The following is a 23,784-nucleotide window of genomic DNA, read 5'->3' as shown; positions in this document are numbered from 1 at the left end:
CCGAGGCCCGTCCGGCGGATGAGCGCCGGAGGGGCCTCGGCAGGTCCGCCGGGGCCTTCCGGCGGACCCGGGCAGTCCGGACGCGCCCTCGTCCGCCGGCCCCGAGTCTCAGGCCGGGCCGGCGGCCGGCACCGGCGTGCGTTCGGCGGTGTCGAGGAGCACCGTCGCGACCGCGCGGGCGCGGACCGCCGCCTCGGTCGTGCCCTCGCGGAGGGCGGTGACGATGGCGCCGTCGCCGAGCAGGGCGAGCTGGCGGGCCAGGTTCTCGTGGTCGCGGTAGCCGCCGTCGGTGAGCAGTCCGTCGAGGCGGGCGATCACCTTCTCCTTGTGCTCGGCGGCCACGTGGTGGGCCGGGCTCTCCGGATCGGCCGTCTCGACCATGGTGTTGATGAAGGCGCAGCCGCGGAAGTCCGCCGCGGCGAAGCGCTCGGCGAGTCCGTCGAAGAGGGCGAGGGGCAGTTCCTCGGGTCCGCGTTCGCTCGCCTCGATCCGGCCGTCGAGCCAGGCCCGCCACATGCCGTCGCGGCGCCGCAGCACCTCGACGACGACGTCGTCCTTGCTGGGGAAGTGCCGGTAGAAGGAGGCGCGGCCCACTCCGGACTCGGACAGGATCCGCTCGATGCCGACCGCCCGGATGCCCTCTTCGTAGAAAAGACGCTCCGCGGCGCTGAGGAGCCGTTCTTTCGCGTTCGTGGCCATACCAAACGGTACCACTCGGTTCCGAAGCCGGGAACGGAGTGCCCGCCTCCCGTTGCGTCAGACGGAACCGATCGGTACCGTCAGGATGGTACCGATCAGTTCCGTCTTGCTCCGGCTCAAGGAGAGCTCCATGCCCCGCCTTCCCCAACTGACCGTCGACACCGCCAACGAGGAGCAGCGCGAGCTGCTCGAAGGCACCCTCAAGCAGCTGGGCAAGCTGCCCAACCTGTACGCCGCCCTCGCCAACGGCCCCGCCGCGCTGCGCGGTTACCTCGCCCTGCGCGAGGCCCTCGTCGGCGGCAGCTTCAGCGCCCGGCAGCGCGAGCAGCTCGCGCTCTACATCGCCCAGCGCAACGACTGCACCTACTGCGTCTCCGCGCACACCCTGCGCGGCGGCAAGGTCGGCCTGAGCGAGCAGGAGCTGCTCGCCACCCGTCGGGGCCAGGACGCCGGCGACCCGCACATGGACCAGGTGCTGCGGATCACCGGCGCCGTCATGGAGAGCGGCGGCCGGGTCGACGACGCGGCCCTCGCCGAGGCCCGCGCCGCCGGCGTCACCGACGCCGAACTGGCCGAGATCGTGGGCCACGTCGCGCTCAACGTGCTGTCGAACTTCTTCAATCACGTTGCGCAACCGGAGTTGGACTTTCCGTTGGTCCCGGCGCAGCTCGCCGAGTAGAGTCTTCGCGGCCGACAGGGGTGCCGGGTGCGAAGGAGCGACCGGCACCCCTGTGGTGTAACGACTGGGGCGATCGAACGGGTGGCGTGACCGGCCACCCGAGTGCCAGCGCCGCCGGGGGGCGGCAAGGGGGTTGAACACGTGGACATCGACGCAAGAACCCTGAGAACGTTCCGCGAGGTGACCTTGACCGGGTCCTTCACCCAGGCGGCCCGCCGCCTCGGGTACTCGCAGTCCAGCGTCACGGCGCAGATGCGCGCCCTGGAGCGACAGGTGGGCGAACCCGTCTTCGAACGGCTGCCCAGCGGCGTACGGCTCACCCGCACCGGGACCGTGCTCTGCGACTACGCCCGCCAGATCCTCACGCTGGTCGGCGAGATGGAGGCCGCACTCCGCCGGCCGGCGGCCAACCCGCCGCGGATGACCGTCGGCGTCGTGCCGGCGCTCGCGTACGGCCAGCAGCTCGCCCGGCTCACCCACATCGGGCGCCGGCTGCTCTCCGGTGTCCAGCTCGCCCTGCGGGTGATGGGCACCGGCGAGATCCACGACGCCTTCCGGGCCGGCACCATCGACGGCGCCCTCGTGCTCACCGTCGCCGACGCCGACGACCACCTGGCCGCGCTGCCCGGCGCCCTCGTCGACCCGTTACGCGCCGAACGGCTTGACGACCTCACCGAAGTACGGCTCCAGGAAGTCGAGTTCGCGCCCGTCATCGGCATCGCCGCGCGCAGCAGGGGCCCGGCCGCCGCCGGCCGCCAGGTCGTCATCGCCGATCCCGACTGTCCCTCGCAGCGCTGGCTGCCCGAATTCCTCCGGCTCCGCTCCGACGGGCCGCCCGAGATACACGAACTCGGCTCCATGGCCGGGGTCCGCGCCGCCGCCCAGTCCGGACTCGGCTGCGCCATGCTCCCGATGGCCCTGGCCGCCTCCCCGCGCGAGGCCGGCGGACTCCGCCCGCTGCCGGGCGTGCCCCGGATGCGCTGGAACGCCTCCCTGGTCTCCGCTCGCGGCGACGACCGGCCCGCGCTCGACTGGGAGAACCTGGCCGAGACGCTGCGCCAGGCCACCGCCCTGGCCTGCGCGGTCCCGGCGGGCGAGGAGCCGGAGGGCACCGCCGTGTCCGCGCTCGGCCCCGACCAGGGCCTCGCGAGCTGACGTTCCGCCCACAGGCGTCGCGCCCGCCGGCGCTCCGCCCGCGGCCGTTCCGCCCGTACGGGACGGCTCGCGCCCCACGAACCGGTGCCACGGCACATCCGCGTCTCCCCGGACCCACACCCCCGACCGGGCCCATGAGACCGCGGGTGCGCCGTGGCACCTCTCGTGCCGTCCGTGCCGTACTCCTCGCGTCGTCCCTCAGTGGCGGACGACGCCGGTGCTCTCCCCGCGCAGCACGGTCTCGCCGTCCTGGTTGGTGATCTCCACGTCCAGCTCGAGGCCGGTCCCGGACCGGACCTCGCTCAGCGCGCGGACCGTCACCGCCGCGGTGATCGTGTCGCCCGCCCAGACCGGCCGCACCAGCTCCCAGCTCATCCGGCGCGCGATGAAGTCGAGCCGCCCGCCGATCTCGGTGGCGAGGGACGCGGTGAACAGGCCGTGCGCCATCGCCCTTCCCTGGTCGGGGAGATGGTGCCGGCCGCGGTCCCCGACGAGTTCGGCGAAGGCCGCGATCGCCTCGTCGGTCACCGTGCGCTCGGCGCGCAGCACCTGACCGACCTTCAGGTCAAGCTTCTCTGACACTCTGCTCCTCCAGACGGGCGTGCGACGGACATGAGGGCGCCAGTCTGTCAGCCCCCGGAAACGCCGGACGGCGGCGGGGCGACTGCCCCACCGCCGTCCGGTGTGCGCTCAGGCCGTGCGACGGATCAGGCCGCCGGGGCCGGGAAGGTCGGGTACTCGACGCCGGAGACGTGCTGGACGACCCGGATGACCTGGCAGGAGTAGCCGAACTCGTTGTCGTACCAGAGGTACAGGATCGCGTTGTCGCCGTCGACCTTGGTCGCGCCGGCGTCGACGATCGAGGCGTGGCGCGAACCGACGAAGTCCATCGAGACGGCGTCGGGGGCCGTGGTGAAGTCGATCTGTCGCTTCAGCGGCGAGTGCAGCGAGACGTCGCGGAGGTACTCGAGGACCTCCTCGCGGGTGGTCTCGCGGCCCAGGCGCAGGCTGAGGATCGCGATCGAGACGTCCGGCACGGGGACGCGGATCGAGCTGCCGGTGATCGGCGCCTTCAGCTCGGGCAGCGCCTTGGCCACGGCGGAGGCGGCACCCGTCTCCGTGATGACCATGTTGAGCGGCGCGGAACGACCGCGGCGGTCCGCCTTGTGGTAGTTGTCCAGCAGGTTCTGGTCGTTCGTGAACGAGTGGACGGTCTCCACGTGACCGCGCAGCACGCCGAACTCGTCGTCCATGGCCTTCAGCGGCGGCACGATCGCGTTCGTGGTGCAGGATGCGCAGGACAGGACCTGCTCGTCCGGCTTGATCGTGTCGTGGTTGACGCCGTGCACGATGTTCGGCACGTCACCCTTGCCGGGCGCGGTCAGCACGACCTTGTCGATGCCGGGGCGCAGGTGCTTGGACAGGCCCTCGCGGTCGCGCCACTTGCCGGTGTTGTCGATGAGGATGGCGTTCTCGATGCCGTACGCCGTGTAGTCGACCTCGGACGGGTCGTTGGCGTAGATCACCTTGATCGTGTTGCCGTTGGCGACGATCGTGCCGTTGGCCTCGTCGACGGTGATGGTGCCCTGGAACTGGCCGTGGATGGAGTCGCGGCGCAGCAGCGAGGCGCGCTTGACCAGGTCCTGGTCACCGCCGCCGCGCACGACGATGGCGCGCAGGCGCAGACCGTTGCCGGAGCCGGCCTTCTCGATCAGCAGGCGGGCGACGAGCCGGCCGATGCGGCCGAAGCCGTACAGGACGACGTCGCGGCCGTCACGCCGCTCGATCTTGTTGGCTCCGGTGGCACCCGCGACGGCCTGGGCGGTGAACTCGGCGACCGACAGGCCGCGGTCGTCGGCCTTGTACTCCGCGGCGAGCATGCCGATGTCGATCTGGGACGGGCCCAGGTCGAGCGTGGTCAGGGTCTCCAGGAACGGCAGCGTCTCGGTGACCGAGAGCTCCTCGCCGTCGATCTGGCGCGCGAATCGGTGGGTCTTGAGAATGCTGACCACCGACTTGTTCACCAGGGAGCGGCTGTGAACGAGGACCGTGACGTCCTGCTCTCGGTGCAGCTTCCCGATGATCGGAATCATGGACTCCGCGATCTCCTCGCGGTTCTTCCAGTTTGTGAACGAGTCCTCGTTGACAGTCACAGTGCATCTTTCGAGCTAGGGAGTGCTCATATGCTAACCCGCCCGATCGGATGTGCGGCAGGGGGCCCCTGTGTGGTTCTGGCCACGGGGCTGTGGTGGCGGGTTTCCGGCGGTAACATCACGGCCGCACAGGCCTGACACACCGTCACCTGATGCGGCATCAGTCGCGCTCGGCCGAGACCGGCCGAGGTCGTGACCAGCCGCGTCCCCAGCCCCAGGAGGCCCACCGATGCGCCCCCCTGCCGCTCCGCTGCCCGCCCTGTCCGTCCTGCTCGCCGTGGTCGCCGCCGTCCTCACGGGCCCCGCCGCCCCGGCCGAGGCCCGTACCGCCGCCGCGACGGCGCCCCGCCCGGTGATCCTCGTCCACGGCTACAACGCCGACCCCGGAGTGTGGGGGAGCCTCGACACCCGGCTCAGAGCCGCGGGATACGGCGACGAGCAGATCTTCCGCTGGGGCTACGACACCCACCAGTCGGTCAACGAGGTACTGGCCGGCCGCTTCGCCGCGTACGTCGACGAGGTGCGGCGGCGGACCGGCGCCGACCGGGTCGACGTCGTCGCCCACTCCTTCGGCAGCCTGCCCACCCGCTGGTACGTGAAGTACGGCGGCGGCACCGCCACCGTCGCCCACTGGATCTCCCTGGCCGGCCCCAACCACGGCACGAGCGTCGCCTGGGCCTGTGCGCTGTGGGACCAGGCCTGCCGGGACATGACACCCGGCAGCTGGGTCCAGAAGAAGCTCGCCGAGGGCGACGAGACCCCGGGCGCGGTCGGGTACGCCACGTTCTGGTCGAACTGCGACGAGGTGATCAACCCCGACGACAGCGTGCCGCTGAGCGGCGCGACCAACCGTCCGGCGGGCTGCCTCGACCACAACGCGCTGCTCGGCGACGAGGCGGTGGCGGGCGGGGTGCTGGCCGCGCTGGGCGGCTGAGGGGGGCCGGGGGCGCCAGGCCCGGGCCGGGGGCGCGGGCCTGGCGGTGGTACGGCGTACCGCTCAGAGGCCCACGTCCCTCGCGCGCAGGTCGGTCAGCGTCTCGCGGCGGACGAGGAGACGGCTGGTACCCGCGGAGACCGCGACGACCGGAGGGCGGCCGACCAGGTTGTAGGCGGACGCCATGGACAGGTGGTAGGCGCCGGCCACCGGCAGGGCGAGGAGGTCGCCCGGGTGGACGTCGGCGGGGAGCGGGACGTCGTCGGCGAGCACGTCGCCGGCCTCGCAGTGGCGCCCCACCACCGCCGCCCGCACCGCGGCCGCCGTGGAGCCGCGGCCGATCAGCCGGGGCGCGTAGCGCACCCCGTACAGCGCCGGGCGCGGGTTGTCGCTCATGCCGCCGTCGACGGCCACGAACACCCGTTCCGGCGTGGTCTTCACGGCGAGGACCCGGTACACGGCGACACCGGCCGGTCCGACGATCGCCCGGCCCGGCTCGACGATCAGCCGCGGCACGGGCAGTCCCGCGCCCGCGCAGCTCTCGACCAGCTCCGCGCGTACCTTGCGCGCGAGCGCGGTCAGGTCGAGGAGCGGGTCGCCGGGCCGGTACGCGATGCCGTGGCCGCCGCCCAGGTCGAGCTCGGGTAGCACCACGCCGTGCGCGTCGCGGGTCCTGGCCATGAGACCGACCAGCCTGCGCACCGCGACGAGGTACGGCCTGACGTCCGTGATCTGCGAGCCCAGGTGGCAGTGGAGCCCGGTGAGTTCGAGCCGCGGCTGGTCGAGGATGCGGGCGACCGCGTGCTGCGCGTGCCCGTCGCGCAGCGAGAGCCCGAACTTCTGGTCGTCCGTGCCGGTGCGGATCTTGGCGTGGCCGCCCGCGCCGATGCCGGGCGTGACCCGCAGCAGCACCTTCTGGCGACCGTGCGGGCCGACGGCCGCGGCGATCCGGGCGATCTCCGACGGGCTGTCGATGACGATCCGGCCGACCCCGAGCCGCAGCGCGGTCCGCAGGTCCTCCGGCGACTTGGCGTTCCCGTGCAGCAGGATCCGCTCGGCAGGGAAGCCGGTGGTCACGGCCAGCTCCAGCTCTCCGGCGGAGCACACGTCGAGACCCAGTCCCTCCTCCTCGACCCAGCGGACCAGGGCGCGGCAGAGGAAGGCCTTGGCGGCGTAGTGCACTTCGGCCCCGGGAAACGCGCCGAGGTAGCCGCGGCAACGCTCGCGGACCTCGCCCTCGTCCAGGACGTAGACGGGCGTGCCGTGACTCCCGGCGATCTCGTCGAGGGCGACCCCGCCGACGAGCAGCCGCCCGCGCGGGCGGACGACGGTCGAGGCGGGCCAGACGGACAGCTCACCGCCGGACGAAGCGGGGGTGCATCCGGCGGACCCGGAGGCGGGCCCTGAGGCGGTGAAGCGCGGAAGCGGTGCGACGGTCATGGCGGCGGCTCCCCTCAACGCGCGGACACGGACGCGGGTACGCACGCGACGGGCACCGCGCCCGTCGTGCCCGCGCCCATGGGCACGGCGGCGCCGCTCGCCGCGGCCGTCAGGGTGGGGTCGACGGTCAGTGCCTCGACGCCCAGCGGCCGGACGAGGGCCCGTAACGCGGGCTCGGCCAGCGCGATCCAGGGCTGGTCGGGCCCGAGGACCGCCCGCAGTCCTCCGGGCGTGGTGAAGGCGACGGCGGTACGGCCGCCGGGCGGGGTACGGAAGAGGCGGGCGGCGCAGCCGTGGGCGACCGGCCGGACGGGTACGCAGAGCCGTCCGGCCGGCACCTGTTCGACAGGCTCGGCATCGTCTCCGTACAGCGTGTGGGTCATGGTGGTCCCTCCCCGGGAACGGGGCGCCCCGCGCCCGTCGCGCCGGGGCCGCACTCCCGAAGCTAAGCCCGGTCCGGCCCGGTCCGGGAGCACCCCTGATGCGTCTCTGACGGTCACTTGACGCGATAGCGCGGCAGTTGACGACGGCTGACGCGGCACCTGACCACGGCTGACACGGCGGGCGGGAACGGCCGGGTTCGGACGGTGAGCCGACCGGATTGCGGAATCCCTTCGAAACCGTCCCGCCCGGCCTGGCAGGCTTGCGTCGTGACGTACGTCGTGACCGTGGATACGTGCATACCGGACGACACCTCCGACCTCGACGCGCTCGGCCGCTTCGGCGCCGCCGTCCTGCTCGAGCGCGGCTTCGGCTCCGTGGCCGGCGCCGAGGGCCCGGACGGGGTGGAGGTGGACGTCCTCGACGTGACCGTGGCGCCCCACGCGCGCGGCGCCGAGCTGACGGTGACCGCCCTCGCGCCGTCCCTGGAGGTCGCCGAGGACGCGGTGGGGGCCGTGGCCCAGGAGGTGCTCGACCGGGAGGAACCGCTCGCCGGATGGCTGGTGGTGAGCAGCGAGGTGCGGCTGCACACCGACCGCGCCCGGGAGAGCCTGGCGGCGGCCGACGGGCCGGACGCCCCGCCCAGCGACCCGGCGGCCCGCAGGGCCCGGCACGCCGCCGCCAGGCGCGGCGGCCCGCCGGGCCACGACGGCGCGGGCGGGCAGGGGTACGGGGCCGGGGACGGAGGCGACGAGGACGGCGTGTGGTCGGACGTCGTCGAGGACGCCCCCGACCCGGAGACCGAGATCCGGGCCGCGGCCGTACGGCTCCGCTCCTTCGAACCCGCCGTCTTCGGCGCGAGCCCCGACACCGCCGAACTCGCCGCCGGCGCCCTGGTCCACGCGGCCGAGGTGCTCATCGACGAGCTGTACGACGACGTGCAGGCCCTCGCCGACGAGGACACCGACGTCGCCGGCTGCCAGGGCCACCTCTGGCACCTCGACCGGCTGCCGGTCCAGCACGCGGCGTGCTACGACGAGCCCTTCGCGCGCCGGTTCCTGGTGACCGCCGTCGCCCTCACCACCCGCTTCACCGACGGTGGTTTCCGCCGCCTCGGCTGCCTCGCGGAGGAACTCGTCACGAGGTTCCTCCTGGAACAGGCCCGTGCGGCCCTCGATCTGTACGGCCTCCTGGACGACGACGTGGTGGTGGCGCTGGAGCGCTTCCACGCCCATGTCCGCGCGGAGGCCGGCATCGGTGCGGACCCCGGCCCGGAACCGCCGCTCCTGGGCTTCGGCACCTGGTTCACGCCGTTCGGCGAGGACTGTTACGTCCACCCGTACGCCACCGACTCCGCCGCCTCCGAAGCCTCCGCCGCCTCCGACGAGGGACAGTCGGCGGAGGAGCCGGAGGGCGCCTGAACCGGACGTCGGCGCCCGCGCTGCCTGCCGACGCGCGCCCGAGGCGCCGGTAGGCTCGGGCGGACCGCCGAGAGGGCTCGGCGAGGGCACGGAGGAGGGACAGTGTTCGTCAAGGTGTGCGGGCTCGCCACGACCGCCGACGTCGACGTGGCCGTCGAGGCGGGGGCCGACGCCGTCGGCCTGGTGATCAGCGGGACCAGTGTCCGCGGTCTGACGCGCGACCGGGCCGCGGCGCTCGCCGCCCACGCCCGCGCCCACACGCCCGCCCGGGTCCTCTCGGTCCTCGTCGTCAACGACACGCCCGCCGCCGAGGCCGCGGCGCTCGCCCGCGACCTGGACGTCGACGCCCTGCAGCTGCACGGCCCGTACGGTGAGGCCGACTTCGCGGCGGCGGCTTCCGTCTTCCCCCGGCTGTGGCGCGCCACCTCCCTCAAGGAGCGGCCGGACACCCGTGTCGGCGCCTACGGCGAGGAGGTCCTCCTGCTCGACTCGCCCCGGGCCGGCTCGGGGGCCCGCTGGGACCTCTCCCTCCTGGACACGGCCCGCCCCGAGGGCGCCTGGCTGCTCGCCGGCGGCCTCGCCCCCGAGAACGTCGCCGAGGCGATCGCCGCGGCCCGCCCCTGGGGCGTGGACGTCTCCAGCGGCGTCGAGTCCTCCCCCGGGGTGAAGGACCACGACCGCATCCGCGCGTTCGTCGCTGCGGCGAAGCCCGCGGGCTGAGCCCGCCGGCCGCGGGCTTCGCCCACGCGGCGCCGTCGCTCGCACCCTCCATCCCGTGACCTGACCGTCGTCAGGCGTCTCAGGCGTCTCAGGTCTCGTCAGGCGTCGTCACGTCCGCGTCAGGCCGGCATCAGGCTTTCTCCGGCCGCCGCGGCGCCGTTGTCAGACCCTCCCGCTAGCGTGCGAACCGCCAGGCCAGGCACCGCACTCGTTCCCGGAGGATCGCTCATGGACATCCTGCTCGTCGCCGGACTGTGGCTGGACGGATCGGCGTGGGACGACGTCGTGCCCGAGCTCACCGCGCTCGGCCACCGCCCCGTGCCGCTCACGCTTCCCGGGCAGGGCGACGGCGCCGCCTCCGCCACCCTCGACGACCAGGTGGCGGCGGTCCTCGACGCCGTCGACGCAGCGCCCGGAAAGCCCCTCGTGGTCGGGCACTCCGCCGCCGCGAGCCTCGCCTGGACCGCCGCCGACGCGCGGCCCGGGAAGGTGGCCGGGGTCGCCCTGGTCGGCGGCTTCCCCGCCCCCGACGGGCGGACCTACGCCGACTTCTTCCCGGTCCGCGACGGCGAGGTTCCCTTCCCCGGCTGGGAGGTGTTCGAGGGCCCGGACGCCGCGGACCTGGACGAGGAGGCCCGGAAGCGCCTCGCGGCCGCCGCGGTGCCCGTCCCGGAGGCGGTCACCAGGGGAGTCGTACGGCTCGCCGACGAGCGCCGCTTCGAGGTGCCCGTGACCCTCGTGTGCCCGGAGTTCACGCCGGCGCAGGCCCGCGAGTGGATCGCGGCGGGCGAGAGCCCGGAGCTCGCCAAGGCCGCCCACGTCGACTACGTCGACCTCGACTCGGGCCACTGGCCGATGACCACCCGCCCCCGCGAACTCGCCCGCGTCCTGGCCGCTGCCGCGGACTCCCGTGCCGACGCCCAGGACGTGGGCCGGGGAGACGAGGGCTGAGCGCGCCCACCCGCACGCTCCCGGTCCTGCCCGCCCACCGAGCCGCCGCCTGCCGCTCGGGCCGTGCCGAACAGCCCCGCGTCCCGCCCCACCCTCCTCCACGGTCACCCGTACGGCGCAGCCCCCCGCCCTCGTGCCCCGAGGCGGCCGGGCGTCGCCGGGACCCGTGGGCGGTGCGACGAAGCCGCCCGGCGAGCGGGGCCGAGGGGCCCGCCGCGGCGCGGGGGCGGGGCCTCGTCCGAGGTCCGGGAGGGTTCGCGCGAGTAGACTCCGAGGAGGTACGAGCGCCTGCTCCGGAGGTCGTCTTGACCGGTTCCGCGGAGCCCAAGGGCACGCCCCCACGGGCTCCCGACCATGGCGAGCCCGGCTTCGCGGGTCTGGCCGCGGAGAACCTGCGGCTCCGGTCCGACCGTGCCCGCCGCCATCTGACCGACCTCGCCACCGGCGCCCTCGCCGCCCAGCTGGGCGTCTCCGCCGTCGACGCTGCCGAGCACCTCTCCGCCCTCGCCGCCGCCACCGGACTGTCCGCCGAGGACCTGGCGGCCGACGTCGTCAACGCTCTCGGAGCCCCCGGGAGTCACCGTGGCTCCGGGTCCGCCGGTTCCGATGCCCGAGCCGACGCCCGGACCGGCGATCGGGACGCGGGCGCCGCTGGCGTGACGACGGGCGACGCGACGGGCCCGCTGCGCGGCGAGGCGGCGTTCGTGCTCGGGCGCCGGCTGCGCCGTGCGGCCGCCGCCGCCGAGACGGCTGACGACGTCGGCGAAGCCGCCCGTACCCTCCTGGAAAGCGGTCTCGGGCCGCTCGGCGCGGACAGCCTGTGGCTGTGGCGGCGCACCGACGCCGGCTGTCTGCGGCTCGCCGGGCACGCCGGCGTCGGCGCCTCGGAGGCGGTGGCCTGGTGGTGGATCCCGCCCGCCGTCCCGGAGCCGATCCGCCGCGCCCTCGAAGGCAACGCCCCGGTGTGGCTGACCGACGGCCCCGGTGAGGGGGCCGTGCTGCCCGGGGGCCGGCCGGGCGGCGCCCAGGCCCTGCTGCCGCTGCGCCGGCGCGGCGCGACGACCGGTCTCGCCCTGGTCGGCTGGCCCGGCCCCGTCGACTTCGACCCGGCCCTGCGCCGGGCCGTCGCCGGACTGATGGACGTCGTCGTCACCGTCCTCGACCGGCCCGACACCGAGGTGGCCGACGCCCCCGTGCTCGTCGACCTCCTCGACGCCCTCACCCACCCCGCGGTCCTGCTGCACACCGGCACGACGGCCGAGGTCCTGGTGGTCGAACACGCCAACGAGGCCGCCGCCACCGCCCTCGGCGCCGATCTCCTGACCGACGACCGGACCCTGACCCGGGTCTTCCCCCACGTCCACAGCGCTCTCGACCGCCTCGCCCGTCGCGCCCGCCACACCCGTCACCCCCAGCACGCCGCCCACCTGCCCCTCGGCCAGCCGGCGGGCGCCGTCCCGGACCGGGTGCCGGAGGAACAGGACGCGCTGCTCGACGTCCGTGTCCTGCCGGCCGGAGCGGACCGGTGCGTGGTCCTCTGGCACACCGCGGGCGACCCCGGCCTGGCCGTCGGCCGGGCCGTCGCCCGTCTGCAGAGCGTCGCCACCTTCCAGGACAGCCTGACCGGCGGCGACACGGTGTGGTCCGAGCAGGCGTACGGGATCTTCGGGATGTCCCGCGACGAGCCGCCGCTGCCGTTGCTCGCCTTGCGCGCGCGGGTCCACCAGGAGGACGGCGAGGCGCTGACCGCGCTGCTCAGGACGCTCACGGAGCGCCGTTCCGGCGCCCAGACGGTGCTGAGGGTCGTGCTGCCCGAGGGCTCCGTGCGCCATGTCCGGGTCGCGGCCGAGCCGCTGCTCGACGGGAACGCCGTCACCGGCTTCGTCGGCGTCTACCAGGACGTGTCGGCGACCCGGCGCACCGAGCTCGCCCTCACCGCGACCTTCGACCACCTCAACGCCGTCCGCAGCCAGGCGGAACTGCGCCACCAGCTCGCCCTCCAGCTCCAGCAGGCCATCGTCCCGGAGGCCACCGCCCTGCGCGAGCTGCCCGGCGGCCTCACGGTGGCGGCCCGTTACCGGCCCGCGGCCGAGGAGTACCAGGTGGGCGGCGACTGGTACGACGTCCTGACGCTGCCGACCGGCAAGGTCCTGCTGGCCGTCGGCGACATCGCCGGGCACGGCATCGAATCCGTCACCGGCATGGTCGCCCTCCGCAACGCCCAGCGCGCCCTCGCCTTCACCGGCAGGCCGCCCGCGCAGCTGATGGGCTGGCTCAACGAGGTCACCCTGCGCACCAGCGGCGGTTCCACCGCCACGGCCGTGTGCGCGCTGTACGACCCCGAGGACGGCGGCCTCGTCTGGTCCAGCGCCGGCCACCTGCCGCTGCTGCTCATCCGCCACGGCCGGGCGCGGCTCCTCGAACCGCCGCAGGACATCCTGCTCGGGGCGGTGCCCGCGTACGCGTACGAGGAGCGGCGCACCGAGCTGGAGCCGGGGGACACCCTGCTCTTCTACACCGACGGGCTGGTGGAGCGGCGCCACGAAGGACTGGGGCCCGGGCTCGCCAGGCTCCTCGCGGTCGCCGGGCGGCTGGCCGGCCGGGAGAGCCCGGAGCTGCTGGTGGACGCGCTGCTCGGCACGGCACTCGGCGACACGGACGACGACACGAGCGTCGTCGCGGTACGGCTGCGCCGCCCCGGCGAAGCGGCACCGGACGGCGCGGAACCGGAAGGCACGGGACCGGAGGCCGCCGGACCGCAAGGCGCGGGACCCGCAGCCGTAGGACCCTGAGCCGCACAGGCCGGACCGGAGGGTCAGGCCTCCAGGCGATGGTGGATCTTGACCAGGAGTTCCTTCTCGTCGACGGGCTTCGCCAGGTAGTCGTCGGCGCCCGCCTCCAGGGCGCGGGCCCGGTCACCGGGCATCGCCTTCGCGGTGACGACGACGATCGGCACGTCGGCGCGGTCAGGCAGTCGCCGGATCTCCTCGATGGTCTGGTAACCGTCCATCCCGGCCATCATCACGTCCATCAGGACCAGCCGTATCTCGTCGTGCCCGCCCAGCAGGTCGATGGCGCGTCGGCCCCCGTCGGCGGTCAGCACCCGCAGTCCGTGCGCCTCCAGGACCTGGGTGAGCGCGAAGACGTTGCGGATGTCGTCGTCCACGAGGAGGACGGTGGGCCCCGGCCCCGCGTGCGCCGCGGCGCCGGGTTCCGCGGCCGGGACCGGCTCGGACACCGCCGCCGTCCCGGGACCGGTACCGGCCGCCGTGTGGGACGAGGCCCGCTCCGGGAGGTGGAAGGTGAAGCGGCTGCCGCTGCCCGGTGTGCTCTCGACCTCGATGGTGCCGCCGACGAGCCTGGCCACCTCCCGGCTGATCGACAGGCCGAGCCCGGTTCCGCCGTACTCGCGCGCGCTGGTGCCGTCGCCCTGCTGGAACGCCTCGAAGATGTTCCGCAGCCGGTCGGCGGGAATGCCGATGCCGGTGTCCTTGACCCGGAAGGCCAGCACCGGCCGTTCGTCGCGCAGCGCGGCCGGTATCTCGTCGGGCGGGGTGTGCTCGACGGTCAGCGACACCTGGCCGGCGTCGGTGAACTTCAGCGCGTTGGACAGCAGGTTGCGCAGCACCTGCCGCACCCGTCCCTCGTCGGTCGTCAGGTATGCCGGTACGTCCGGGGCGACGGTGACGGTGAAGTCCAGGCCCTGTTCGTCGGCGACCGGCCCGAAGGTGGCCTCCAGGTACTCCAGGAGCTGGGACAGCGCGAACGGCTCGCGCCGCACCTCCATCTTGCCCGCCTCCACCTTCGACAGGTCGAGGATGTCGTTGATCAGCTGGAGCAGGTCGGAGCCCGCCGAGTGGATGACCTCCGCGTAGTCGACCTGCTTCTCCGTCAGGTTGCCCTCGGGGTTCTGCGCGAGCAGCCGGGCCAGGATGAGCAGGCTGTTCAACGGGGTCCGCAGCTCGTGGCTCATGTTGGCCAGGAACTCGGACTTGTACATGGAGGTACGGGACAACTGCTGGGCGCGGGCCTCCAGTTCCTGCCGGGCCTGCTCGATGACCCGGTTCTTCGACTCGATGTCCTCGTTCCGCTCGGCGAGCAGCTCCGCCTGCTCCTGCAGCTCTTCGTTGGAGCGCTGGAGTTCGCGCTGCCGCGCCTGCAACTCCTGGGTGCGCAGCCGTAGTTCGTTGGCGAGACCGCGGAACTGGGTGAGCAGTTCGTCGGTGCGCAGATTGGCCACGAGAGAGCTGAGGACGGCGCCCGCGCTCACCACGAAACGGTCGAGGAAGTCCCGCTGGAGGGCGCTGAAGGGCTGCAGCGAGGCGAGTTCGACGGCGCCCAGCACCTGGTCCTCCACCACGATGGGCAGGATGATCAGCGCGGCGGGCTCACCGGTGCCGACGGCGGAGCTGATGGTGGCGTAGCCCTCGGGCACCGGCTCGACGAGCAGGGTGCGCCGGTCCCGCGCCGCCTGCCCCACCAGCCCCTCGCCGAACCGGAAGCGGCGCGGCGGACCGCCCGGGGCGACCGGCAGTCCGTACGAGGCGGCGAGCACCAGATCGGGCCCGGCCGTCCCGGCCTCCTGGTGCCGGGCGTCCTGCGGGTCATGAAGACCCTGGCTGTCATGAAGACCCTGCCGCTCGTGAAGACCCTGGCTGTCATGAAGACCCTGCCGGTCGTGAAGGCCCTGGGTGTCGTGAAGGCCCTGCCGGTCCTCGAGGCCCTGGAGGTCCCGGATGTCCTGGCGGTCCCGGAGGTCCTGCCCGTCCGGACGGTCCTCCCGGTCGCGCCGCGTCTCCCGGCCCTCCCGGACCCGGACCTCCTCCGCCTCCTCCGGTTCCACCGTGAGGAAGAAGGCCCCGTACTGGGCCGAGACCAGCGGCGGCACCTCCGTCATGATCAGTTCGGCGATCTCCGGCAGCCCACGGGTGCCCTGGAGCAGCGCCGTGGTCCTGGCCAGGTTGGTCTGCAGCCAGTCCTGCTCCTCGTTGGCCCGGGTGGTGGCCCGTAGCGACTCGACCATCGCGTTGATGTTGTCGCGCAGTTCGCCGACCTCGCCCGGCGCGTCAGCCGTGATCGACCGCGTCAGGTCGCCCTCGGCGACCGCGCTGGTGACCTCGGCGATCGCCCGCACCTGGCGGGTCAGGTTGCCGGCCAGCTCGTTGACGTTCTCCGTGAGCCGCATCCACGTGCCGGAGACGCCCTCGACCTCCGCCTGGCCGCCGAGCTTTCCCTCGGTGCCGACCTCGCGCGCCACGCGGGTCACCTCGGCCGCGAACGACGACAGCTGGTCGACCATCGTGTTGATCGTGGTCTTGAGTTCCAGGATCTCGCCCCGGGCCGAGACGTCGATCCGGCTGGTCAGATCGCCCTGGGCCACCGAGGTGGTCACCTGGGCGATGTTGCGCACCTGGTTGGTCAGGTTGTCGGCCATCGAGTTGACGTTGTCGGTGAGGTCCTTCCAGGTGCCGGAGACCCCGCCCACCCGCGCCTGGCCGCCGAGCTTTCCCTCGGTGCCGACCTCGCGGGCCACCCGGGTCACCTCCTCGGCGAAGGAGGACAGCCGGTCGACCATGATGTTGATGGTCTCCTTCAGCTCCAGGATCTCGCCGCGCGCGTCCACCCGGATCTTCTGCGTGAGGTCGCCGCGCGCCACGGCGGTCGCGACCTGCGCGATGGAGCGCACCTGAGAGGTGAGGTTGTCGGCCATCGTGTTCACGCCGGTGGTCAGCTCCCGCCACACGCCGCTCGCCCGCGGCTCGTGCACCCGCCCGCCCAGCAGCCCCTGCCCGCCCACCTCGCCGGCGACCCGGGTGACCTCGGAGGTGAGCAGGGAGAGCCGGTCGACCATGTCGTTGTAGACGGACGCGATCTCGCCCGGCACACCGCCGGAGCCCTCGGGAAGCCGTACGGACAGATCGCCGTCCCGCACGGCCGTCAGGCCGTCGAGGAGCCGTCGGAGACCGTCGTCGTCGGACCCGCCGTGGTCGCCGTGCGTTCCCTGGCGGTCCTTCGTGCCCTGGGGTACGTGTCTGCGCTGTGCCATGAGGCCTGCTCGGCGGGGTCGGACGCCCCGCTCATCCACTCTAGGACCGCCCGGCGCCGGAAGCCTCCGGAGCCTCCCGGAGAACCTCCACCTCGAACCACACCGTCTTCCCGGCCCGGCCCCGGGGCACCCAGCCCCAGCGCGTGGCCAGCCGTTCCAGCAGGTAGAGGCCGTGGCCCGAGGAACGGTCGGCCCGGTGCGGACCGTGCGGGCGGGGGCGGTCCGGGCAGGTGTCGCTCACCTGCACCCACAGGGCCCGGTCCGTTCCGGCGAGCTGCAGTTCGCTGACGGCGCCGCCGTGCGTGCGGGCGTTGGTGACCACCTCGGAGACCAGCAGCAGCGCGTCCGACGCGGCGGGCCGCTCGGGCGAGCCCGCGGGCCCGAACCAGGCCCGAAGCGCCCCCTGCGTGAGGTCGCGGCATCGCGCCACCACGCCCGCTTCGTGTGATCCTTCCGTCAGGTCGTACCGCAGCGAGCGGTCGACGGCCCGGATCTCCTTCCCGCTGGCCACGAGGGGCGGGTTTCCCGGTACGGGCCCGGCAAACCTGGCAGGGGCGGGCGAGACGCCCGACCTCAGGGGCCGGGCGCCGGGCGTTGACGTCAGTCGCGGCGATCGACCAGCCACGGCGGGCGCGAGGGGCGGCGCACCTCCAGCCACACGACCTTCCCCGGCGCGCCGTTCTCCTTCGACGCCGAGCCCCAGGCGCCGGCCAGCCGGTCGAGCACCATCAGCCCGTGCCCGCCCGGCAGCCCGGGCGAGCGCGGGCCGTGAGGGCGCGGGTGGGCCGGGTTGCCGTCGTACACCTCCACCCGCAGCCGTCCGCCGGAGTGGCGGAGCACGAGTTCCTCGGGTCCGCCCGCGTGCAGGCAGGCGTTGGTGACGACCTCGGACACGAGCAGCAGCACGTCCTCCGCCCGTTCCCGGTCCTCCGGTGCGGCGGCCGGCAGCCAGCCCCAGTCGGTGAGCGCCTCGGCCGTGAAGTCGCGACAGCGGGTCACCGCCCCGGTGGGCCCGGTCAGCAGCAGCCGTCTCACCTGCTGCCCGGCCTGCCGCGTGGCCCCTGGTCCGTCGCGCCGCGCACCCGGCACCTCCTCCTGCCGCCGGTCCCGCGGCTCGTCGCGCCGCTCACCCCGCGGCCCCTCCTGCTGTCCGCCGTGCGGACCAGGGTGCCGCCCGTCGGCGGGCGCTCCGGCGCTCCCGGCACCGGCCGGGCCCTCGTCTCCGCCGTTCCGGGTGCCGCCGCGTGTCATGCTTCCTCCGCGGCCGGTGTGTCCGCGAGCGCGGCCGCGGTGTCCGCGTACACCCGGAACACCGACCGTGCTCCCGTGATCTCGAACATCCGGTCCACCGGTGCCCGCAGCCCGGCCAGGTCGAGCCTGCCGCCGCCCTCGGCCATCCGCAGCCGGGTCCTGAGCAGCACGTTCAGCCCGGTGGAGTCGCAGAACCGCAGTCCCGAGCAGTCGACGACGATCCGCTCGGCCGTCACATGCGTCGCCAGGGCCTCCTTCAGCGGGGCCGCCGTGTCATGGTCGAGCTCACCCGTCACGGCCAGGACGACCGTCCCGGGGCGATGCCCGTCACGGACCCGTACGCCGAGCCGACCGGTGAAGTCCTCCGCCGTCTGCTCCATGCCTCCCATGCGGACGCGGCCTCCTTCCGTCCTGAACCGTGAAACGGTCCGTCCTGCCGGCCGTGGCCGGCTTCCCCATGATCAGTCGTAGCCAGGTACCGCGCGATCGTTGACGATGCGGAACAGCCGGAGCGTCCCCGTCATCGTGAACAACTGACGCAGCTGGCGCGGCACCGGCCCGGCGAGCACGAAGCGACCGCCCGTGAAGTGCGCGGCCAGCAGCTCGTGCAGGAACGAGGAGTCCCCGAATCCGATCTGCGAGACGTCGAGGACGGTCTGCCGGGCGTCGGACCGCCGGGCCTCGGCGAGTGCCTGGCGCAGACAGCCGACCGTCTCGACGTCGAACTCGCCGGCCGCCGAGAGCACGACGGTCCCGGGCGCCGGGGAGGGCCCGCGCACGACCCACGCGGTGCCCGCCGGAGCGCGGTACGTCCACGGCTCCGTGGTGGCGAACTCCGGATCCCTGCCCAGTGGCGGCACGAAATCTACGGGGACCATGGCGGCACCTCCGACGGGCGGCTGCCCCGTTCCCGGCCTCCGCATGCGCGGCCGGAGCCCGGAATCACCCGGTCGGCCCGCGGCCGGAACCGGTGCGGCACCCGCCCGGCACCGGTGCGCCCGCGGTCAGAACCAGTGCAGGCAGTGCGGAGGGCGCCCGGCCCCGAAGAGCGCGTCGGCGAGGGCGGCCGCGCCCGGACGGTGGGCCCGGACGTGTCCGGCCCGGACGAGCGTGCTCGGCGCGGTGCCGCCGAGGTAGACCGAGCCCAGGTCCCGCACGTCCAGGGACAGGTCGGGCTCCCGGTCCGTCGGGACGCACGCGGCCTTCCCGTCCCGCACGGTCAGCAGGTGGCGGCCGTGCTCGCCGAGGAACGGGTCGTGGACGTCGAGGACGAGTTCCCCGTCGCCCGACCAGCCGCGCGTGGTCAGCGCACGGGGGACGTCGAGGATCCGCACCCAGAGCCAGTCGGTGTGGTTGCCGACCTCGCCGGCGCGGAAGTCCGCGAACTGCCAGCGCAGCGGGTGCTCCGGCGGGAAGTGCCGGAACACGACCCGGCCGACCAGGTCGTGGCCGAGGACGAACCTCGCCAGGGCCGTGAAGACGGCGTCGTCGGCGGCGACGGTCTCGTCGACCGTGAGGGTGTCGGGCTCGCCGACCGAGTAGCTGGCGTAGCCGTCGGGGACGCCGTCGGCGTCGCGATGGACGGCGACGTAGCGCGCCGCCGGAGCGACCGGCGGCTGCCCCGCGCCCCTGGCCCACCAGCGCGGCGGCCGGGACAGGGCGCCCGGCTGGGCGCGGCGGTAGTGGTCGTAGACCTCCTCCAGGATCCCGCCGCACTCGGCACGCCGCAGCAGCTCGACCGAGCCGGTGTCCTGGCCGGGCACCGGGCCGCCGGCCGGGCCGTTCGCCCGGGGCTCGGTGAGGCCGGCCTGGTGGCGCGACACCGTGAGCCGCTGGGTGTAGGTCGCCGGTCCGTAGCCGAACCTGCCGTAGATCGGGGCCTCCGAGGCCAGCAGGACGGAAAGGAACTCGCCGCGGGCCCGGAGCTCGGAGAGCTGGTGCCGCATCATCGCGCTCAGCACGCCCCGGCGGCGGTGCGAGGGCAGGACGCCGACGGCGGTCACGCCGGCGGCCGGGGCGAGCACCTCGCCGGGCAGGGTCAGCTCGAACGAGTACGCGCCGGCGGTGCCGACAGGCCGCCCGTCGGGCGTCACCGCCAGCAGACAGCGGTCCATTTCGAGCGCCGCCCACCAGACGCCGCCGCCGTCCTCGGCCGGGGTTTCCGGGAAGCGCCCGAACGCGGCATGGAGGGTGTCGACGAAGACGTCGTGGTCCTGGTCGCTGGTCGTACGGATGTCCATCGCTGCTGCTTCCTCCCCGGGACGGCGGCACCACGGCGGGTGGTGCCCCGCGACAGTGCAGTCCCGACCGGCGGCAGGGTCAAACGATTTAACGTTCCGGCCGTCACCTCAGCGGTGTGCTGAGTTCGACGGCGCGCAGTGCGGCGGAGAGGGAGAGTTCGTCGGCGAAGTCCAGTGCCGTGTCGGTCAGCTTGATGACGTGCTCGTCGCCGTGGGCGAGCGCGCGTTCCATGACCTCCTCCGGCGTGAGGGTGCCCGGTGAGGCCGGGACGGCCGGGGCGGCGGGGGCGTACATCGCGGTCACGGCCGCCGAAGCGGTCCAGGCGGCCCGCAGGCTCGGCACCCACAGGGAGCGGGGGAGCGCGGGCAGCGTGCGCAGCACGGCGTTGGGGGCCGTGGCGGCGTGGACGAGCATGGTCTCCTCGCCGTGGCCGTGGGTGGCGTAGCGGTGGGTGGCCGCCCGGACGAGTTCGGTCAGCCGCTCGTACGCGGCGTCGGGCTCGGTGACCGAGTCCGCCCACACCGGCAGCCGCTCGACCCGCCCGAGCCGGTCGGGGAAGCCGCCTTCCTGCACGGCGATGGCGGGTACGGCGTCGAGGGCGGCGGCCGCGCCGTCGGCGCCCGGCAGCGCGGCGAGTCCGGCGACCGGGCGGTGGCGGGCGGCCCAGTACCCGAGCCCGTGGGCCAGTTCGGTCAGCCGCGGCTCGGTGTGCCCGCCGGCCAGCAGGGTGCGTACGGCGTGCCCGACGCGGATCACCGGGTGGGTCGAGCCGCCGTACATGCCGGGCAGCAGCCGGGGCCACCACTCGGCGAGGACGTCCCGCCAGGGCCGCTCGGCCAGTTCGCGGCCGAAGTGGTCGATCCAGTCGGCGGCCCGGCGCGGGTCGCCCAGCGCGGAGTGCCAGTCCGCGGCGGTGACCGGCGCGACACCGGTCGGGAACTCCTCCAGTTTCGGCGCGTACGCGTCGAGCCAGCGGTGCACGGCCCGCGCCCTGCCGCGCGCGGAGAGCGCCTCGACCGCCATCGGCGCGTGATTGGTGAGCCGTCCGAGCCGCTCGGGGCCGGAGCGGTGCAGCCGTTGCAGGGCCTCGTCGAGGATCCCGGTCGCGTCCGCGCCCGCCGTCCCGGTGCCCGTCGTCGCGGCGCCCGCCGTGCCGGTCCCCGCCGGTCCGGAGCTCGCCGTCCCCTTGCCCGACGCCTCCGTATCTGCCGTGCCTGTGCCCGTGCCCGTCGTCCCTGTGCCTGTCGTCTCCATGGCGGGGACACTAGGCGCCGCGCCGGGGACGGCGTAACGGTCGTGAGGCGTAGGCCGGGACGGGAACGGCCTCCGCCGCCGGCCCTACGCCGGGGCGGCGGCAGCCGTCGCCGCCCCGGCGTAGGCAAACCCGGCCGGGCGGCTCAGGCGCTGGTCAGGACGACGAGCTGTCGGGTCGCCCGGGTCATCGCCACGTAGCGGTCCACCGCGCCTTCGACGCCGGTGCCGAACCGCTCCGGGTCGACCAGCACGACCAGGTCGAACTCCAGCCCCTTCGACAGCGTCGGCGTGAGCGACCGGACCCGGTGCCGGTCGCGGTCCCGGTCGTGGTCGCGCTCCCGGTCCTCCGGCCGGAAGCGGTCGTCTCCGGCGGAGGCGCCGCCGTCCCCGTCGCCGGCACCGATGACACACGCGGTCCCCTCCGCGTGCTCGGCGAGCCACTCGTCCAGGATCCGGTCCAGGTCCGAGACCGGACCGTGGACCACCGGGACGCCGCTGCTGCGCACGGACGTCGGCACGTTCGCGTCGGGCAGCGCGGCGCGGATGGCGGGCTCGGCCTCCGCCATCACCTCCTCCGGCGTGCGGTAGTTGATGCTCAGCGAGGCCTGCTCGATCCGGTCGAAGCCGACCCGCTCGAGCCGTTCCCGCCACGACTCCGTGAAGCCGTGCCGCGCCTGGGCGCGGTCGCCGACCACGGTGAAGGACCGGGACGGGCAGCGGAGCAGCAGCATCTGCCATTCCGCGTCGGTCAGTTCCTGGGCCTCGTCCACCACGATGTGCGCGAACGGACCGGCCAGGACGTCACGTTCGGCGCCGGGCAGGGAGGTCTCGTCGACCAGGCTGACCTTCGCGTCCTCCCCGCGCAGCATCCTCACCAGGCCCTCGCCCTCGTCGCCGTCGGCGCCGGAGTCGGCCGCGGCGGCGATGAGGTTGTCGACCACCGCGGACATCTGCTCGCGCTGCGCGGCGAGCGCCTCCTGGTAACGGCGCCTGCGCAGCGCCGCCTCGGGCTCGCCGAGCCGCTGCCGCGCCGCGTCCAGGAGCGGCAGGTCGGACACCGTCCACGCCCGGGCGTCCGCGCGCTGGAGCAGCCGTACCTCCTCGCGGGACAGCCACGGCGCGCACATGCGCAGGTACGCGGGGACGGACCACAGGTCGCCGACCAGGTCGGCCGGGTCGAGGACCGGCCACGCGCCGTGCAGCGCCTCGGCCAGCTCGCGGTCGGCGCGCAGCGACTTCCGGAACCGGTCCTCGGGGATCTCGGCGCCGTCGAGCTTCTCCAGGAGCAGGTTGCCGACCTCCTCCCAGATCAGCTCGCGGGCCTCGTTGTGCGGGGTTCCTTCGGCGGCCTCGAAGGCCTCGGCCCAGTCGTCGGCGGTCAGCCGTACGTCGGCCCAGGGCGTGCTCACGGTCAGGCCCCGGGCGGGCGGCTCCTCGTAGAACCGTACGGCCAGCTCGATCGAACGCACCATGTCCGCCGAGGACTTGAGGCGCGCGACCTCCGGATCGCTTTCGGGCACCGCCGTGGCGCCCTCGGGCACGAGGTCCCGCACGGTGCAGGTCCGCACGCCCTCCTCGCCGAGGCTGGGCAGGACGTCCGAGACGTAGGCCAGGTACGGCTGGTGCGGGCCGACGAAGAGCACGCCGCCGCGCCGGTGACCGAGGCGGGGGTCGGAGTAGAGCAGGTGGGCGGTGCGGTGCAGGGCAACGACGGTCTTGCCGGTGCCCGGGCCGCCGTCGACGACGAGCGCGCCGCGCGAGCCCGCCCGGATGATGGCGTCCTGGTCGGCCTGGATGGTGGCGAGCACGTCCCGCATCCGCTCCGAGCGGTTGCCGCCCAGGCTCGCGACGAACGCGGACTGGTCGTCGAGGGCCGCGTGCCCTTCGAGCCCGTCGGCGGTGAAGACCTCGTCCCAGTAGTCGTCCACCCGGCCGCCGCTCCACTGGTAGCGGCGGCGGCTGGCCAGGCCCATCGGCCGCGCGTGGGTGGCGGCGAAGAACGGCTCGGCGGCGGGCGAGCGCCAGTCGATCAGCAGCCGCCGGCCGGTGGCGTCGGTGAGGCCGAGCCGGCCGATGTACACGGGCTCGGCGGAGCCGGCGTCCGTGCCCGCGGGAACGATCCGGCCCAGGCACAGGTCGAGACCGAAGCGGTGGAAGGTGCGCAGTCGTGCGGTCAGCCGGTGGATCTCGGCGTCCCGTTCCATGGCCTCGCGGCCCGTGCCGCCGGGCGCCTTGCGCAGCGCGTCGAGGCGTTCGGACAGTTCGGTGACCGTCTGCTCCAGGCTCTGTGCGACGGCCGCGAAGTGCTGCTCGTCGGCGGCGATCAGCGCCGGGTCGGCCTTGGGGGAGAGGCGGTCGGACAGATTGAACGCGGACGTAGTGGTACGCACGTCGTGAAACTCCCATTTCCGCAGGTTCCGGCGTCAAGGCCAGTGATTCTGCGGCACGAGGGGGGCCTT

Annotated in this window: 20 protein-coding genes; 7 read left to right on the top strand and 13 right to left on the bottom strand. The window is 74.2% G+C overall.

From position 1 onward, the window contains the following. Positions 1 to 108: 108 nt before the first annotated feature. Positions 109 to 699 carry a TetR/AcrR family transcriptional regulator gene (locus tag ACFVGS_RS30060; RefSeq protein ID WP_385694814.1) on the bottom strand — a complete coding sequence of 197 codons (591 nt, stop codon included), beginning with the start codon at positions 697 to 699 and terminating at the stop codon, positions 109 to 111. Positions 700 to 829: 130 nt separating this feature from the next. Between ACFVGS_RS30060 and ACFVGS_RS30055 the strand changes: the two genes are divergently transcribed. Both ACFVGS_RS30055 and ACFVGS_RS30050 read left to right on the top strand, forming a co-directional pair. Next, positions 830 to 1,378, top strand: a complete 549-nt coding sequence (locus ACFVGS_RS30055) for a carboxymuconolactone decarboxylase family protein (protein ID WP_384410409.1) — start codon at positions 830 to 832, stop codon at positions 1,376 to 1,378. Between the two features lie 102 nt (positions 1,379 to 1,480). Then, positions 1,481 to 2,533 carry a LysR family transcriptional regulator gene (locus ACFVGS_RS30050; RefSeq protein ID WP_385694811.1) on the top strand — a complete coding sequence of 351 codons (1,053 nt, stop codon included), beginning with the start codon at positions 1,481 to 1,483 and terminating at the stop codon, positions 2,531 to 2,533. Between the two features lie 198 nt (positions 2,534 to 2,731). On the opposite strand, the gene ACFVGS_RS30045 is transcribed toward ACFVGS_RS30050, so the two are convergent. Together ACFVGS_RS30045 and ACFVGS_RS30040 are read right to left on the bottom strand one after the other, a co-directional pair. Next, entirely contained in the window at positions 2,732 to 3,115 is a 384-nt protein-coding gene (locus tag ACFVGS_RS30045; RefSeq protein WP_384410415.1) for a hypothetical protein, read from the bottom strand. Between the two features lie 125 nt (positions 3,116 to 3,240). After that, the gene (locus ACFVGS_RS30040) at positions 3,241 to 4,686 is read right to left on the bottom strand and encodes a glyceraldehyde-3-phosphate dehydrogenase (protein WP_384410418.1); all 1,446 of its coding nucleotides are present in this window, start codon (positions 4,684 to 4,686) and stop codon (positions 3,241 to 3,243) included. 229 nt (positions 4,687 to 4,915) lie between these two features. Here ACFVGS_RS30040 and ACFVGS_RS30035 point away from each other — a divergent pair, with 229 nt between their 5' ends. Continuing rightward, positions 4,916 to 5,620: an esterase/lipase family protein gene (locus tag ACFVGS_RS30035; protein WP_384410420.1), complete on the top strand. Its 705-nt coding sequence runs from the start codon at positions 4,916 to 4,918 to the stop codon at positions 5,618 to 5,620. A gap of 63 nt (positions 5,621 to 5,683) precedes the next feature. On the opposite strand, the gene lysA is transcribed toward ACFVGS_RS30035, so the two are convergent. Both lysA and ACFVGS_RS30025 read right to left on the bottom strand, forming a co-directional pair. Continuing rightward, positions 5,684 to 7,060, bottom strand: coding sequence for a diaminopimelate decarboxylase (gene lysA, locus ACFVGS_RS30030; protein WP_384410423.1), 1,377 nt, complete (start codon positions 7,058 to 7,060; stop codon positions 5,684 to 5,686). A 14-nt stretch (positions 7,061 to 7,074) separates the two neighbouring features. Beyond that, positions 7,075 to 7,443, bottom strand: a complete 369-nt coding sequence (locus tag ACFVGS_RS30025) for an SAV_915 family protein (protein ID WP_384410426.1) — start codon at positions 7,441 to 7,443, stop codon at positions 7,075 to 7,077. 267 nt (positions 7,444 to 7,710) lie between these two features. Here ACFVGS_RS30025 and ACFVGS_RS30020 point away from each other — a divergent pair, with 267 nt between their 5' ends. The 4 genes from ACFVGS_RS30020 (at position 7,711) to ACFVGS_RS30005 (ending at position 13,325) form a co-directional block, all read left to right on the top strand. Then, a complete protein-coding gene (locus tag ACFVGS_RS30020) occupies positions 7,711 to 8,862 on the top strand; it encodes a hypothetical protein (protein ID WP_384410428.1) in 1,152 nt (383 codons plus the stop codon). A 102-nt stretch (positions 8,863 to 8,964) separates the two neighbouring features. Continuing rightward, positions 8,965 to 9,582: a phosphoribosylanthranilate isomerase gene (locus tag ACFVGS_RS30015; protein ID WP_384410430.1), complete on the top strand. Its 618-nt coding sequence runs from the start codon at positions 8,965 to 8,967 to the stop codon at positions 9,580 to 9,582. Between the two features lie 228 nt (positions 9,583 to 9,810). Then, positions 9,811 to 10,533: an alpha/beta fold hydrolase gene (locus tag ACFVGS_RS30010; RefSeq protein ID WP_384410433.1), complete on the top strand. Its 723-nt coding sequence runs from the start codon at positions 9,811 to 9,813 to the stop codon at positions 10,531 to 10,533. A 305-nt stretch (positions 10,534 to 10,838) separates the two neighbouring features. After that, positions 10,839 to 13,325: a SpoIIE family protein phosphatase gene (locus ACFVGS_RS30005; protein WP_384410436.1), complete on the top strand. Its 2,487-nt coding sequence runs from the start codon at positions 10,839 to 10,841 to the stop codon at positions 13,323 to 13,325. Positions 13,326 to 13,348: 23 nt separating this feature from the next. Here the strand turns inward: ACFVGS_RS30005 and ACFVGS_RS30000 are convergent, their stop codons facing one another. From ACFVGS_RS30000 to helR, 8 genes are all read right to left on the bottom strand, one after another. Further along, entirely contained in the window at positions 13,349 to 16,579 is a 3,231-nt protein-coding gene (locus ACFVGS_RS30000; protein ID WP_385694803.1) for a HAMP domain-containing protein, read from the bottom strand. 40 nt (positions 16,580 to 16,619) lie between these two features. After that, a complete protein-coding gene (locus ACFVGS_RS29995) occupies positions 16,620 to 17,090 on the bottom strand; it encodes an ATP-binding protein (RefSeq protein WP_384410442.1) in 471 nt (156 codons plus the stop codon). An 89-nt stretch (positions 17,091 to 17,179) separates the two neighbouring features. Further along, positions 17,180 to 17,830: an ATP-binding protein gene (locus tag ACFVGS_RS29990; RefSeq protein ID WP_384410444.1), complete on the bottom strand. Its 651-nt coding sequence runs from the start codon at positions 17,828 to 17,830 to the stop codon at positions 17,180 to 17,182. Beyond that, a complete protein-coding gene (locus ACFVGS_RS29985) occupies positions 17,827 to 18,219 on the bottom strand; it encodes an STAS domain-containing protein (protein ID WP_384410448.1) in 393 nt (130 codons plus the stop codon). The genes ACFVGS_RS29990 and ACFVGS_RS29985 overlap by 4 nt, the downstream gene beginning before the upstream one ends. A gap of 72 nt (positions 18,220 to 18,291) precedes the next feature. Further along, positions 18,292 to 18,708 carry an STAS domain-containing protein gene (locus tag ACFVGS_RS29980; RefSeq protein ID WP_384410451.1) on the bottom strand — a complete coding sequence of 139 codons (417 nt, stop codon included), beginning with the start codon at positions 18,706 to 18,708 and terminating at the stop codon, positions 18,292 to 18,294. A gap of 126 nt (positions 18,709 to 18,834) precedes the next feature. Further along, positions 18,835 to 20,070, bottom strand: a complete 1,236-nt coding sequence (locus ACFVGS_RS29975; RefSeq protein WP_385694798.1) for a GNAT family N-acetyltransferase — start codon at positions 20,068 to 20,070, stop codon at positions 18,835 to 18,837. A 103-nt stretch (positions 20,071 to 20,173) separates the two neighbouring features. Continuing rightward, a complete protein-coding gene (locus ACFVGS_RS29970; protein WP_384410457.1) occupies positions 20,174 to 21,325 on the bottom strand; it encodes a questin oxidase family protein in 1,152 nt (383 codons plus the stop codon). A 143-nt stretch (positions 21,326 to 21,468) separates the two neighbouring features. Further along, positions 21,469 to 23,715 carry an RNA polymerase recycling motor ATPase HelR gene (helR, locus tag ACFVGS_RS29965; protein WP_385694796.1) on the bottom strand — a complete coding sequence of 749 codons (2,247 nt, stop codon included), beginning with the start codon at positions 23,713 to 23,715 and terminating at the stop codon, positions 21,469 to 21,471. Positions 23,716 to 23,784 lie beyond the last annotated feature (69 nt).

Source organism: Streptomyces sp. NPDC127114 (assembly GCF_042677525.1).
Classification (GTDB): Bacteria; Actinomycetota; Actinomycetes; order Streptomycetales; family Streptomycetaceae; genus Streptomyces.
The sequence above is the reverse complement of the archived record's forward strand: the minus strand, read 5'-3'. Positions and strand labels throughout refer to the sequence as shown.

What these genes read in the sequence shown, in the direction of transcription:
- ACFVGS_RS30060 (WP_385694814.1), bottom strand. Translation starts at nt 699, where the DNA reads ATGGCCACGAACGCGAAAGAACGGCTCCTCAGCGCCGCGGAGCGTCTT.
- ACFVGS_RS30055 (WP_384410409.1), top strand. Translation starts at nt 830, where the DNA reads ATGCCCCGCCTTCCCCAACTGACCGTCGACACCGCCAACGAGGAGCAG.
- ACFVGS_RS30035 (WP_384410420.1), top strand. Translation starts at nt 4,916, where the DNA reads ATGCGCCCCCCTGCCGCTCCGCTGCCCGCCCTGTCCGTCCTGCTCGCC.
- lysA (WP_384410423.1), bottom strand. Translation starts at nt 7,060, where the DNA reads ATGACCGTCGCACCGCTTCCGCGCTTCACCGCCTCAGGGCCCGCCTCC.
- ACFVGS_RS30025 (WP_384410426.1), bottom strand. Translation starts at nt 7,443, where the DNA reads ATGACCCACACGCTGTACGGAGACGATGCCGAGCCTGTCGAACAGGTG.
- ACFVGS_RS30010 (WP_384410433.1), top strand. Translation starts at nt 9,811, where the DNA reads ATGGACATCCTGCTCGTCGCCGGACTGTGGCTGGACGGATCGGCGTGG.
- ACFVGS_RS30000 (WP_385694803.1), bottom strand. Translation starts at nt 16,579, where the DNA reads ATGGCACAGCGCAGACACGTACCCCAGGGCACGAAGGACCGCCAGGGA.
- ACFVGS_RS29990 (WP_384410444.1), bottom strand. Translation starts at nt 17,830, where the DNA reads ATGACACGCGGCGGCACCCGGAACGGCGGAGACGAGGGCCCGGCCGGT.
- ACFVGS_RS29985 (WP_384410448.1), bottom strand. Translation starts at nt 18,219, where the DNA reads ATGGGAGGCATGGAGCAGACGGCGGAGGACTTCACCGGTCGGCTCGGC.
- ACFVGS_RS29980 (WP_384410451.1), bottom strand. Translation starts at nt 18,708, where the DNA reads ATGGTCCCCGTAGATTTCGTGCCGCCACTGGGCAGGGATCCGGAGTTC.
- ACFVGS_RS29975 (WP_385694798.1), bottom strand. Translation starts at nt 20,070, where the DNA reads ATGGACATCCGTACGACCAGCGACCAGGACCACGACGTCTTCGTCGAC.
- ACFVGS_RS29970 (WP_384410457.1), bottom strand. Translation starts at nt 21,325, where the DNA reads ATGGAGACGACAGGCACAGGGACGACGGGCACGGGCACAGGCACGGCA.